Source organism: Alteromonas sp. AO-Serp, from assembly GCF_017849675.1.
GTDB lineage: Bacteria > Pseudomonadota > Gammaproteobacteria > Enterobacterales > Alteromonadaceae > Alteromonas > Alteromonas macleodii.
In genome coordinates, this window is sequence record NZ_JAFLMX010000172.1 from 1 (window position 1) to 13,808 (window position 13,808).

The 13,808-nt window shown below is 40.8% G+C and carries 12 protein-coding genes and 1 tRNA gene; 9 read left to right on the forward strand and 4 right to left on the reverse strand.

What is annotated here, in order from left to right; translation table 11 throughout:
* Positions 1 to 194: 194 nt before the first annotated feature.
* On the reverse strand, positions 195 to 1,403 hold the full coding sequence (locus QVA83_RS12075; protein ID WP_287498497.1) for a hypothetical protein: 1,209 nt from the start codon (positions 1,401 to 1,403) through the stop codon (positions 195 to 197).
* A gap of 456 nt (positions 1,404 to 1,859) precedes the next feature.
* On the opposite strand from QVA83_RS12075, the gene QVA83_RS12080 reads away from it, so the two are divergent.
* The 8 genes from QVA83_RS12080 (at position 1,860) to QVA83_RS12115 (ending at position 10,977) form a co-directional block, all read left to right on the forward strand.
* Positions 1,860 to 2,591, forward strand: coding sequence for a hypothetical protein (locus QVA83_RS12080; protein WP_156077772.1), 732 nt, complete (start codon positions 1,860 to 1,862; stop codon positions 2,589 to 2,591).
* Positions 2,592 to 2,761: 170 nt separating this feature from the next.
* Positions 2,762 to 3,655 carry a tyrosine-type recombinase/integrase gene (locus QVA83_RS12085; RefSeq protein WP_156077771.1) on the forward strand — a complete coding sequence of 298 codons (894 nt, stop codon included), beginning with the start codon at positions 2,762 to 2,764 and terminating at the stop codon, positions 3,653 to 3,655.
* Between the two features lie 12 nt (positions 3,656 to 3,667).
* A complete protein-coding gene (locus QVA83_RS12090) occupies positions 3,668 to 5,698 on the forward strand; it encodes an AAA family ATPase (protein ID WP_156077770.1) in 2,031 nt (676 codons plus the stop codon).
* 18 nt (positions 5,699 to 5,716) lie between these two features.
* A complete protein-coding gene (locus QVA83_RS12095) occupies positions 5,717 to 6,184 on the forward strand; it encodes a hypothetical protein (protein ID WP_156077769.1) in 468 nt (155 codons plus the stop codon).
* Positions 6,185 to 6,459: 275 nt separating this feature from the next.
* Positions 6,460 to 6,870, forward strand: a complete 411-nt coding sequence (locus QVA83_RS12100; protein ID WP_156077768.1) for a DUF2787 family protein — start codon at positions 6,460 to 6,462, stop codon at positions 6,868 to 6,870.
* Between the two features lie 129 nt (positions 6,871 to 6,999).
* On the forward strand, positions 7,000 to 7,662 hold the full coding sequence (locus QVA83_RS12105) for a hypothetical protein (RefSeq protein WP_156077767.1): 663 nt from the start codon (positions 7,000 to 7,002) through the stop codon (positions 7,660 to 7,662).
* A complete protein-coding gene (locus tag QVA83_RS12110; RefSeq protein WP_156077766.1) occupies positions 7,628 to 8,776 on the forward strand; it encodes an XRE family transcriptional regulator in 1,149 nt (382 codons plus the stop codon). The genes QVA83_RS12105 and QVA83_RS12110 overlap by 35 nt, the downstream gene beginning before the upstream one ends.
* A 50-nt stretch (positions 8,777 to 8,826) precedes the next feature.
* Entirely contained in the window at positions 8,827 to 10,977 is a 2,151-nt protein-coding gene (locus tag QVA83_RS12115) for a hypothetical protein (RefSeq protein ID WP_156077765.1), read from the forward strand.
* 275 nt (positions 10,978 to 11,252) lie between these two features.
* Here the strand turns inward: QVA83_RS12115 and QVA83_RS12120 are convergent.
* The 3 genes from QVA83_RS12120 to mutY all read right to left on the reverse strand — a co-directional run bounded on the left by QVA83_RS12120 (position 11,253) and on the right by mutY (position 13,047).
* Positions 11,253 to 11,328: transfer RNA gene (locus QVA83_RS12120), tRNA-Phe, on the reverse strand.
* A 319-nt stretch (positions 11,329 to 11,647) separates the two neighbouring features.
* On the reverse strand, positions 11,648 to 11,920 hold the full coding sequence (locus QVA83_RS12125; protein WP_014947929.1) for an oxidative damage protection protein: 273 nt from the start codon (positions 11,918 to 11,920) through the stop codon (positions 11,648 to 11,650).
* Between the two features lie 59 nt (positions 11,921 to 11,979).
* Positions 11,980 to 13,047 carry an A/G-specific adenine glycosylase gene (mutY, locus tag QVA83_RS12130; protein ID WP_287498498.1) on the reverse strand — a complete coding sequence of 356 codons (1,068 nt, stop codon included), beginning with the start codon at positions 13,045 to 13,047 and terminating at the stop codon, positions 11,980 to 11,982.
* 113 nt (positions 13,048 to 13,160) lie between these two features.
* On the opposite strand from mutY, the gene QVA83_RS12135 reads away from it, so the two are divergent.
* Positions 13,161 to 13,808 (forward strand): alpha/beta fold hydrolase (locus QVA83_RS12135; protein ID WP_287498499.1); only part of this gene is annotated, 648 nt, incomplete at its 3' end.

Below are 13,808 nucleotides of genomic sequence, written 5' to 3' on the forward strand. Positions count from 1 at the left end.
CAGTAGGTAGACTGCAAAAAGACGATTTTAAAACAACTGTAATATCAGCCCCCCACCCGTCATACACACCAAGAATTGGTCGTGAATTTAGAGAATCTGCGCAAAACGCTATCTTCACAGTATTACAAAATTGCTGATACACATTACTCAACACGTCTACAGTACAGTGTTGTTTGCGCCATCTGGCAACACTGTCAACTGTTCAAGAAAATATCTTTGTAGCGCTCAAGCATTTTAATACGTTTAGTCTCTAGAGTGTTAGGAGACAGAATAAGACTGCGAGTGTTGTACTTCTCTTCACCAGATAACGTTCGCTGTCCCATTAGTATGACTCGTTCTTCAATGGGTATTTCGACTAGCGAATCGGGAGCAACGATATCAAACTGATTCAAGAAACAAGGCACACGCTCCATCTCTAGTAGAGAATACTTTTTCGCCGAGTGTTTATATGAATAGGCACTCTCGATCCTAGTTGCATACGATATATTTTTCATTACCATAAGTGCGTCATCTTCGGTATAAGATCTTTCTTTAAAGATGAGGTCAAATAGCTTCGATACCGGACAGTAAATTTTGTTCTTTATAGTCCCTCCGCACTCAGCTTTAAAGATATCATAAGTGCCTTGGGTAAATTGTTGCTCTTTACCTCTTATTTTCCAATTAAACTTCTCTTCCTTCCCGAACAAACTGTTATGAACAATTTGGGGAGCAAAAACATCATGTAATTGAAGGCCATTTTCCATTAACGATATGATAGAGTTTTTTGTCGCGCGTTTACGCTCGCTCCCTAGTAGCTCGTTAAACCAATTAAAAAACTCTGCCAACTCACTATCCTTAAAATAAGAGGGAGTGAAGTCAATTTTAACATGCCTAAAATCCACACCACCGTTGTTACTAATTAAATAAATCCTAATCGCATTACCATTTTTGATTTTAATAAGATGAGAAGATTTATAGTAACCTTTTTTTAAAGTGCGTTTTACAGTAGCGTATTCTGGAGCATCGCCACCTTTCAAACGTCTTATTATTTCGAAGGCTTTTCCTTTAGATATACCGTAGCCAATTGTTAACCTATCAAAGTCTGGGTCAACCCATCGAGGATTATCTAAGTAGCGATAAAAATTATCTGAGTTTCTTTTTAAAAATCCGTCATTACTTACTATGGCACTAAGTGCGCTAACTCTGTCCTCAATTCGTAGTGCAGAATAAAAGTCTTGAATTAACTTTGAATCCTTCTTTTGAGTTTTGGCGTTACTACAAATTGAGTCATTAAGTTTGCATCGGGAACGTAGTTTACGAAACCTCCTTCTACTACAGTGATTATTAATGAGATTGTTATTATGTACTGTGGTAGTAGTATAGTTAGTAGTATTAGTTATATTAGTTATATTAGTAGTGTACATACTGATAGTTGTGTGCGTGTGTGACATGTATTTAAATTAGTAAACTCAAAAAATTTTCCTATTGTTTAAAAAAATAAGCCTTACCCTTCAAAAGCGCACTAAAACCCAGCCTAAACCACACTTCTGCTGCGTTATCACAACTTTTTACTTCGCAACTGACTATCGTTGCTCAACGCCTTTGTGATCTGATAAAAAGCGTTAGTAGTTACTAACAAAGTTCATAAAAAGATCGTCGCACAACGCGTTATCTCTAAAGAGGAGGACCGTTGAACAACGGGTTTTGAGCGTTCAACAAAAACGTCGCACAACGCCTTTTACAAATAAAGCCCTATGATGGGGCGGTTACTCAACCCCACGAGCTAGCCCTAAAATTTATTTACATTTAAATCGATTTGACAATAAAGTAACTCCGAACTACGGTTTTTATTATAGATAGAGAAGGCTGAGTTTTTACTTATGATAAGAGTAGTAGATGGAATAGAAGATTGGCTCGAATTTGGAGATAACCTTATTGAAAAGGGTGAAGTAAAAGGTTATGACAACCCAGCTCACTATGAATCAATAAAAATCATTAAAGAAAAACTTATATCTTTAAAGAAGAGTTTTGAATCAGGACAATCAATTGTTGCAGAAGAAATTAAAAAAAATATCAATAGCGTAATTAACGGAATAGATAAAAACGTTTGGAAAAAGTGGAAAAGTCACATTAGAGACAGAAAATACAGAAATAGAAACAAACAGCAAAGAATTAACAATGAAACTTTCGAAGAAATAAATGAAATCGCGGAAAAACATTCAATCACAACAAAAGATTTACTAAACAATATAAACAAAAAATACTATTTAATCGAAAAGCGAGAAAAACAATATTTAGATAGTTTGGAAAGCTTAACACATTCTGAGAGAATATTGTTCAAATCGATTTGCAAAAATTTAATGCTCGGTATAAATAGAGGTAAGAAAATTAACTTAGTGGCAATAACAATGTATGCTAGAGGTGATATACCAAAACACGGAAATATTTATCAGTTCGGCTCTCTTACCCACAAATTCGAGCCTACCGTCAAATACACAACAAAGCCTTTTAAAAAAGTTCTACAAAAGGGTTCCATAATTTACCTAGTTGAGCCTTTACCTCGAAGGATTTTAAGACTTCTCGTATTGCTTCGTCGAAGGTACTTAAACTAAAAAACCACTACTTTCATGCCGAATATACCCGATATAGCGAAATAATAATTATTATTTCGCTGGGACAAAACAGCCATACAAATAACTAATATCGCCTGATATTATCTTCTTCGCTTTCTAAGCACTTCCATCCAAATTCAATACTTTTAACTACAACTTCGGAGCATTTTATGAATGCAGCTTGCCCCTATGCGCTGTATTTAGGTCGACTTGCGCCTAATAGTCAGCGCTCAATTGCTTCACAACTAAATAGCATTGCAGACATGATGGGTTGGACTGATGAAGAGCGAGAAGATAAATATCATCTAATCGATTTTCAACAAGCTACCTATATTAAAACGAAGCTTATTACTCAGGGTTGGTCAGCTAGATCTATCAACAGAGCAATGATAGCGATCAGAAGTATCGTAAAAATAGCTGTACTGTCCGGGCTCGTTCCAGAAATGCAGTCAATTCAGCTTCGGGCTATCAGCAAAGTGAATCACGGCAAACATGATGGAAAGCCTCTCTCAACTGAGCAGGTCAATAAGCTGTTGATAAAATTACAACGCGATACATCTATTCTCGGCATTCGAAACTACGCATTAATTTCAACTCTTTTAGGCACAGGGTTACGACGAAGTGAACTAGTGGCACTCTTGGTAGAAGACTTTATCGAAGGTACTGCTCTGATCGTCAGAAAAGGAAAAGGTAACAAGAGCCGAACTGTTCATCTGCCAGCATGGACGCAACTTGCGCTGAATCAATGGCTAGCACTTCGAAGTAAAAGCAACGGCCACTTGTTTGTTCGTGTCGCAAAAGGTGGAAATATTAAACACAACACCGCGTTGTCATCGTGCTCTATCTATTCACTCACTAAAAAGTCGCTAGCATCAATTGGCGTAGAAGGAGTCTCGCCGCATGACCTTCGACGAACGTTTATCACACGATTACTTGAACAAAATGTAGATATAAACACTGTGCGCCAAATGGCAGGACATGAGGATATCAGTACGACCATCATGTACGACAAACGAAATGAAAAAGTGATGCAAGAAGCTGCATCTCTGCTTTCCTATCAATAATGGGGCGCTAGCATGTCTTATAAAGTACTCAATAAGTCGAGTGAGCTTAATTACCTTGCATGTGAATGGGGCAAGCGATTACTCAACTATCTGCCTTCAATCGATACCGATATACTCAGTAAAAGTCTTGCCAGTAATTTGCGTGGTAGCAAGGTATCTGCCCAATCATTTTTCATAGGTAGAAGCAAAAACGTCAATTACAAAGCTTGCCTCACTATTACTGATACCCAACCTCAGGTAACGAAAACCTTTTTAGCTAATTGTTGCTATATCAGAACCGTGATGGACTTGCCTAAGCAAACCGAGTTACTGATTCAGTTCGCCTTGCTCTCACAGGTTAACAAGTGGATTAGAGCGCTTTCTTCTGAGGTGCACATGCAAACAAGCCACCTTTCGTTAAACGAAATCCTCAAAGACATTTCAGGCATCAGTGACGAACTATTTTCTCACGCAACTGCGCAGCTCAATCATTATGGTTTTCTGCCTGATACAGACTTTTTGTCCTTCGAATATGGCGCAATGCCAAAAGCACTTGTTCGAACGCTGTTAAGTGAAACAATTACCTCAAGGGAAACACTTATAGCACCGTTGCTGCATCCTTCGCCCGACGCAAGCTTCACATTAGATGATTTTCCTCACGTGAATACTACGCTTTTGTCGCAATATCTCACTGCTGCTAGTAAGTCTAGACAGTCTGGAGCAAGCATTTTGCTCTATGGAGCTTCAGGAACAGGTAAAACAGAGTTATCGAGGACACTTGCCAAATACTGCGATAGAACACTTTACGAAATTCGTTCTACTGCACTTGCTAGCAATTTCTCTGAAGATGAGTTCAATAGCCGCTTTCCAAACAAAGAAAGGCTTCGTTATTTAGCGTTACTTCAATCATTGCTGACGCATAAGGCAGACGCTATGTTGCTGGTAGATGAATGCGAGAGTTTATTCGATTGTGCTGACAGCCAATACAGCAAAGAACATCTACAGCGATTCATTGAGCAAAACGAAATTCCCTGTATTTGGATTACAAATCATATCCAATATCTCGAGCCAAGCTTTATCAGGCGATTCAAGCTCGTATTAGATGTTCCCACTTTAAGACCAGAAGAAATCGAACAGATAACGCGGCCTTACTATCACGGCTTAAGTGTTTCTACGTCTGCACGAAAAATGATTAGTCAAACAGAGAACATTACGCCAGCAATTGTTGCTAACGCAACACATGTCGCTCACGCTGTGAACGCTAAACGTGCTCGCGCAGAAGCTGTAATCGGTCAAGTTGTCGAAGCGTCACTTAGAGCAACGGAGCAATGGCAAAATAAACTTGAGTACAAAAGTGGGCTACCTTTCGATACGAGCTACTTAAATATTAAGCAGTCAAAGGAGTATCTCAACGAAATAGCGTTTGCACTTAAGCACAACCAGCCAGCGAGAACATTAATTTCAGGTCCTCCAGGAACAGGTAAAACCGCTTTCGCGCACTATTTGACAGAGCTACATGGTAGGAAACTGCTGCGTGTTAAATGCTCTGATATTTTAAGTAAATGGGTGGGTGAAAGTGAGCAAAAGGTGGCTGAGCTATTTCAGCGCGCTCATGATGAGGAGCAAGTCATATTGCTTGATGAAGTGGATAGCTTACTAAGCTCACGTGAAGCGCTCACTGCTCATCACGAACATCAGCTGGTTAATGAGTTCTTAACGCAAATAGAGTGTTTCACACAGCCTTTATTCGCTGCTACTAACTTTTCCGACAAGCTTGATAAAGCCGTGTTACGTCGGTTCGATTTCAAACTAGACTGCCAATACCTTAAGTCTACTCAAGTAGTAGAGTTGTACAAAAAACTCACTAAAGTTAGAACGCTCAAGGAAGCTGAGACACAAAAGCTATCTTCACTGCGCAACCTTACACCCGGTGATTTCGCTCTATTGGCTCGTCGAAAGAAGTTTCAACCCAAAATTCAAATTCGTGACTTTGCCATCAACCTGTTGGCAGACGAAAACCTGCGTAAGCAGAAACACACCTCAATGGGCTTTATTCGCCCTTAACATTCAAAGGTAAACATTATGACTACATCTGTATTGAGTTCGCTCAAGGTTATCGCTCGTCCTGAAATCAAGCAAAAGCCACCGGTATTGAACAAGCGTATGAAGCTAATCAACCGACTCGAACAGCAAAAAAAGCTCGCCACTTGCATGCTTGAAGGCACACCATTCGTGGCATACAAAGAAAAAACCGTCAAAGATCCAGAAACAGGAGAGCGAATTAAAAAGCGTTGGCAGGCTACCGTTCGTCCTTGGTACTACGACACCGATAACCACTATTTCCTTGAGGTTAAGGTGGGTATAAGAGCAATCGAGTTACAAAAGGGGAAACCAGCCATAGATGTTGGCGAGAAAGAAAAGCTCCCAGAGGTCATCGACATCTTGATAAGCGCGGTAGAAAAAGGAGAGCTTGATGAGTTCTTAATACCGCCGCCAAAGACTGTCGCAAAGGGGAATACTCCGGCCAACGCAAAGTTAGCAAAATCGTAGTTAGCACCCTGCTCTACTCATCAGTTATCGTCCCTAGCGCTTGATTGCGCGAACAACAATAGCGAACCAAGAATCGAGCGCTGTCTACATAACAAAAGTAAGTCGGACTCACGCAGCACTAGCGTTTCAGAAGCATAACGAATAACGCTACTGAAAGCGACGTAGAAGACATTGCAAATTGCTAGTCAGCTACTTTACTTAGTTGCTTGAAAGCGTCGTACAGACGCGCTAGGCAGCGCTCACATTCATAGATTTCAATTAGAAGAGTTTTTATTATGCATATTCATTATGAGGGACTCGCTTTGCCAGTCTCAAAGCGATTTGCACAAGCACTCGTCGATTTACTTGTCCAGCATAGCGTGTCACAAACAAGCGTGACAATTAACTTCAGAGACCTTAATTACTCAGCTGAAAGTGGTGGTTTTCACCCTGTAGAGATTCGTTTGGAGAAACGCAATAACGCATGGCACTTTTGCTACGTCACCGATTTTGCCTATATAGGAAACATCCCCTATGCAGAGCTAGCAAAAGACCTCGACTTTGATTTCGATGCAGGTGTTTTTCAAAACCTGTTCGGTGTGTTTCCTATTGAGCAAGCAACAGATATGTATCAGATATGGGAAGATAACTTCTTGCATTACTGGCTGGATGTGGGTGTTTATTTCATACGAGTGAAAGAAATATAACATCATCATTTACAACTCAAGATGCTGGCTTGACAAAATTAAGAATTCCCCCAAACTGCTTGACAGAATTAAGTTAATGCCGCAAGATAGCTTGACAAACCCAGCATTTCACCAAGTAGAGTATAAAAGATGTCAGAAAATGTACCATCAGATTTTGTGGCTAGCTTCACAAATGAACGATTAGCAATTATCGCGCAAGCGTTATTAGATGAATGTTTTTCCACAGATGACGACCTACAATCTAAATTTGATTCTGGCTATTCAATTGGCTGTACGAGGTTTGACCGGCAGAAAAACAGATTGAAGAATCTTGCTCTAGACCACTGGTGGTTGGGAATAACGGATCCAAGTAATCGACTTGTAATGAACATAGAGGGGGCTCCCTTTCGATTTACGCGGGATGATTACTTGTCTCCTACCAAAGTGGCTTTAACTGCTGTGTGCGAAACAGAGTCAACACAGATTAAAAAGTTTGCCCGAGAGCAACAAACATCATTCAATTGGGAAGATGAACTGGATAATGACATTGAATCAGAAAATCCTGTTCGATGGCGATTTGTTATCGATGTCAATCAAAGTGCTGAGGAAGATAATAGCCGTGACTATGAAGTTTTCTTCGTCGGATATAGTAGACATGATGACCCTAGTTGTATTTGGAAGCTTTCTGAACATGTGTCTGGATACGTGACATCAATAGATTCAGAACTTGCAAAAGCAGTTTCGCTTAGTTCACCGAAAACAAGTATACCGAATACGGATGAGTCAAAGAAAACTCACGATAAAAATGAATAAAAATACCGAAAAAGAAATGTTTATTGGAGATAACTTAAAGCTAGCTAGGGTTTTGAATGGTTTAACGTTAGCTGAACTTGCCGACAGAATTGGAACAACTAGACAATACATTCATCAACTAGAGACAGACGTAAGAACACCTTCTCCGTTACAAATGCACGAACTGGCGAGCCACCTCAATATTGAGAGTGGCTTTTTCGGTATATTACCAATGGGGGTACTTGACGACTCAAGTATACACTTTAGAAGTAATCGGACCGCAAAGCAATCTTCTAGAATTAGAGCTAAAGCGAACGTCGCTCTTTTTATCAGGTTGGTTAACCTTTTATCTAAGTACGTAAATTTTCCCGAAGTGAACTTTCCATCTGAAGGAGAAGTTCGTTCAGCGATGGATATTGAGCGAGTTGCTGAAAAAGCGAGAACACATTGGAGCTTAGGGCTCGGTCCAATAGAAAATATGACTAGAGTCGCGGAATGCGCTGGCGCAGTTGTAACTTCTTTCGAAGGTGTATCCGCAGATGTAGATGCCTTGTCTAGTGTTTTAAAAAGACCTGTAATTGTTAGAAATGACGCGAAAGATAGTCCTGGTCGTTTAAGGTTCGATATTGCACATGAAGTCGGACACTTGATAATGCACGAGGGTATTGTAACAGGTTGTAAGCAAACGGAATCTCAGGCTAATCGTTTTGCAAGTGCATTTTTACTCCCTCGACTTTCATTTGTGCAAGAGTTCAAAGTTGGACGCCGCATGGACTGGCGAATGCTATCTGCTTTAAAAGAGCGGTGGGGGGTCAGCAAAGCTGCTATTCTGTATCGGGCGCGTCAGTTGGATCTACTGTCTGAATCTAGATATAAGGGCCATGTCATAACTTTAAAAAAGCATGAAGCAAAAAAAGAAAAAGATGACTATTTGATTCCAATTGAGAAATCTGAGTTAGTAAAGGACGCGTTACAAAACTACATTTCAGTATATGGTCGTAGTTTCCAAGAACTAGCAAATGAGCTTTGTATCTCAAAGGTACTCCTGAGAGGGATACTTGACTTCGAACCCTCCGATGCTGGCGTTAATTCAGGAAATCACAATGTTGTCTCAATTGAAAAATTCAAACAGTGATTTCATTAAAGAACTTTATTTACTTCAGCGCAATTTAAAAGGAACATTCAATGCATCTTGGCATAGGAACAACATCAATCATAAACGTATTCCTCATGCCAAGTTCAAATCAGACATTGATTCACTCACCTTTTCAGGGGTTTCTTGCTGAGCTGATGAATCAAGGCTATCACTCAGCTTTAACTTTGGTGCCATTGTATCCTCAAGATGCCATTGAGATATTTTTTTCACAAGAAAAGCTTATTGAATTTAGATGCAATATAAGCGACCCGAACTACTTGTTTGTGAGCCCTGAGTCCGCAGTAGAAATCCTTCAGACTTTGAAAGATCACCCATTTATTTTCATAACTTATCTTCCTAGTGAAGAATACTCAGTTAAATCAATTGTTAGTGAGTTTAAGTATAGTCCAATAACAATATCTACAGATTCTTGCGCTCAGATAAATCTTGGTGATGATTTTAGTATTTTTTCATTCGACTCACTTATTAAAAGTAGATTCGAAGAGATACGTAACACAACTCTACTTCCTGAAGAAATCACTAGTCTTTTGGAGAATTACAGTCCTAGAAAAAATTGGAAAATTCAACAGGATGATTGGGTCTCTAGGGCTCATGGAGTAACGCAAGCCACTGAAGCCGCCCTTGTTAGTTTGGGATTTCAGTTTAACGATGTGCGTCTAATACCCGGTTCTTTTGACAAGGGTGAGTATATTGACGCAATGGTCAATATTGCGGAAAAAATGCTCTCAAAACTACCGCGAATTAAAGCTGGCAATAAATCCGATCTAATCATTTACTCTCCAAGCATTTTCGCACACCAATATAAATTCAATAGCCAATGGTGGAATCAGATATTAAGACTAATAAAGGACAAAAAAGCTAAAAGATTCCTGCTAGATGCAGTCTTGAAAAATCCAGCCTATTCAGGCGCAAGCTTTGAAGTAGACGATAGCGCACCGTTACCCTTCAAAAACGATGTGGTAAGAGAGGTGTTGTCAATACGTCAGTTTGAACTTGCGTTTACAGTTATCGGAATTCAATGTCTAAGTATTTCGAACTGTTCACCTGCTCTCAGATTGCCTAACTCGATAAATTTCCATGTCAGCAAAGTAAAAGAGTTGGAAAGTCTTTACGCATCTTATAAACCAAAGTCTCAGGCGAACTTTAAAGAGAAACTAGGTACCTACCTCGAGACATTAAAAGATGAGATCGGGAAAAAACTTCAGAATTTCGTTGAAAAAAACGCGGATTCTTTGACCCTATGTACAGATGTGCCAATTGAATGGGTCCGTTTTGGAAAGGTTCCACTGATGTTCTCGCATGAGATTTCTAAGATACATACTACACCTGGAAATCAATTTCTGATGCAGGCAACTCGTTCGACGACTTTATCAATGCATAAAGATGATTTTCAACATGTAACTGTAATTAGATCATTTAAATCAAATGACCCTCTTCGGAAAATTTTAGAAGCTGGATTAAAACAGTATATTGAAATTGATAATACAGTAGAACTTAATATTATCGATGTATCTTCTAAAGCTGAATTCATCAATGCCCTGAAAGACAATGAAGCCCCAATTCTAATAATTGACTGTCATGGTAACCATGGCGGAAGTGAAGCTAACGGCTGGCTGCAAATAGGAGAAGACAAAGTTGATACGTGGTTTTTACCGTGCAAAGGCGAATTGCCCCCTATAGTCATATTAAGCTCCTGTCTAACTGCGGCTTTAGCGGGATCACATGCAAGTGTAGCTAATGGTTTTTTGAATTTAGGAGCTATAACTGTAATAGGCACATTGCTTCCTGTTGATGGTTTAAAGTCAGCTGCTTTCGTTGGTAGGATTATTTATAGGTTAACAGGTTTTTTGAATGCACTTTCAGCGCTAGACATTCAGTATATTACATGGAGAGAGTTTATGACGGGGTTTCTAAGAATGTCATTCATTACTGATTTGCTGACACTTATGAAGAGCACTTTTATCAATCATGAGCAATATATGGAAGCACATAGTAAGGCTAATTATTTTATTAATTTAGGTCTTAAAGATTGGTTTGAGAAAACTGTTGAGCTCATTTCTGAAATAGCTCAAGTTGAACTCGATATCTTGTATGCCTTTATCGACTCAATAGTTTTTACCGAAACTATGTGTTATAGCCAAATCGGTCGACCCGAAACAATACTCATTAATCTGGAATAAATTGATTTGTGAAAACACCACGTTCGCCGGCTCGGTGTTAACGAATAGGAATAATGGCCTATTGCGTATGGGGTGATGTTATCAACCCTGTAAGATCGATGCCGCTCCCCTTTTATGGGGTAGAGCCCAACCTTGCAAAGAATTTAATGGATGGTATCAGAGGCCGGACTTGAATCGTCACACCCTCGCTAGCAACGGATTTTGAATCCGATGTATTTACTACCTATAAAACAGCAACAAAAAAAGCCCTTGCAGAAATGCAAGGGCTTCAATGATGGTGCCTCGACCCGGGATCGAACCAGGGACACGCGGATTTTCAATCCGCTGCTCTACCAACTGAGCTATCGAGGCACTTAAACTGTGCTATGTAAGCTTTATAAAAAACTTTGCAAAACTTTGCAAGCTTTATCGAAGTGCTTACTAACTTTAAAACTATTGCTCTAAAAGCTTTTTTGGTAAATCTGATTGGAAGTGCTTGCACTTTTCAATCCGCTGCTCTACCAACTGAGCTATCGAGGCTGAAACTTGTTAGCGCTCTAGGCGTTTACTGCCTGTCCTGCTGTGGGTGCGTATTAAACGGTTTTCGCCTTCACAAGTCAACCGTTTTTCTCGCTTTTTTTGCGCTTTTATTACTGTTTGCGCATTGTTTGCTCAAAAAAGGCTTTTTTGCTTATTTTTCAGGCGGAACATAGCCTTCAATCGTAGGCTCTACGTCGTCAAACAAGTAGGCCGACATTTTTTCTTCTAAAAACTTACGGGCATTCGGCTCCATCATATTCAACTTGTGTTCGTTAATCAGCATGGTCTGTTTCTTTTGCCATTCAGCCCATGCTTCTTTAGAAATGTTGTCGAAAATACGCTTACCCAGTTCACCCGGATAAAGTTGGAAATCTAAGCCGTCAGCTTCTTTTTGAAGCTTGCGACAAAATACCGTTCTTGCCATGTGATTTCCTTTCGTTCGCTATCTGCTTAGCAATCAATATTACGTTGGGCTTAGAACGCCTAACGCATTAACTGCTGAATAATCTTGGTTGTAGGTGCCGCCAAACCAACTTCAATAGGCTCGTTCAACGAAAACCAACGAAATGGCGTTTCGGCTACGCGCTTTGTTGGAGCAGAGTTTACCACGGCCACTACTGGGGTGATATCTAAATGAAAATGGCTAAAGGTATGACGGAACCCTTCAAGCGTTCGGGTTTCGTCGACACTGATACCTCGCTTGGCCAACTGCTCAATCCCCTCTTCTATTGAAGACACCTCAATAAAACCATATAGGCCACCCCACAGCCCTGTTGAGGGACGCTGCTCTAAATACACTTGGCTGTTAAACTGTGCCACCATCATATAGGTGGATTTCTCCGGTAGCGCCTTTTTCGGCTTCTTACCCGGGTAGTCGGCTTGCGCGCCTTGGGCGTAGGCAATACAGTCGGCTTGAAGCGGGCACTCATCACACTTTGGCTTGCTTCGCGTACAGATCATCGCGCCCAAGTCCATCATCACCTGCGTATAGTTGGCACAACGTCCGCCTTCTGAATTAGTGGGCGTGTTTTTCTCGGCCACTTCCCAAAGCTGATTCTCTACTTTTTTCTGTCCCGGCCACCCGCCGATTGAATAGTATCGGGCCAACACACGCTTCACGTTGCCATCTAATATAGGAAAGCGCATATTGCGAGACAGCGAAAGTATCGCCCCAGCGGTAGAGCGCCCTATGCCGGGTAAATCCATGACTTCTTCTAGACTATAGGGAAACTCGCCGTTGTACTTTTCTACCAGCGTATTCGCAGCTTTGTGAAGATTTCTTGCTCTTGCGTAGTAGCCAAGCCCAGTCCAATGATGAAGCACGTCGTCTTGAGAAGCCTTAGCCAAGTCGTGCACTGTGGGAAAAGACGCCATAAAGCGTTTAAAGTAGGGAATTACCGTGGTGACTTGAGTTTGCTGCAGCATTATTTCCGACACCCACACCTTATATGGCGTAACGTCTTGTTGCCAAGGCAAATGCTTTCGCCCGTGTTTATCAAACCATGCGAGTGCTCGCTCTGCAAAGCTACCTGTATATTGTTGTTCTGTCATAATCGTCTGTATGGGCAGTTACTACCGCTTGGTCGTTTTCTACTTAGCGACCATTCATTAAAAAGCGCGCTATGGTAGCATGTAACTTGCCAGTTTATTGTTAAGGAGCACACGTGTCTGTGCAGCACCCTGTTTTATTTTTTCCCGGTACGCTCTGTGACGAGCGCGTATTTCTACCGCTTTGGCGCGAACTAAATATTGCACAACGTCGTTATGTACCGCTTCAATGGGCAGCATCGCTAGAAGAAATGCTGGCATTAAGTGAAGATCGTATTCTTGATAACGAAAAAGTGCACCTTGTGGGTTATTCGATGGGCGGGTTTATAGCTGCATTAGTAGCACAGCGCAATCCTGCCAATATTGCTTCGCTAACCTTAATCGGTTACAACCCAGAAGGGTTATCAAAAGAAGAAATTGCAAAGCGTAAGCAGCTTACTACTATGCTTAAGCAAGGTAACTTTAAGCCCGACAACGACGCTTATCTTTCGCGATTTATCCACCCTTCCCGCTTAGCGGATGAAAAAGTGGCTGGCGTTGTAAAATCGATGGCGCAGGATTTAGGTAAAACAACGTTACTCAACCACACGCTAGCAACCACACCACGAGAAAGTACCGTTAAAGCGCTCGCAAAGATCAACGCGTCAGTAACGTTTATTACTGCCCAGCAAGACGCCATTGCACCAGCAGAAACAATTAAGCAGCTAAAAAATGTACTACCCAAAGCGACGTTCCACACCATTAGTGACGCCGGGCATATGGTA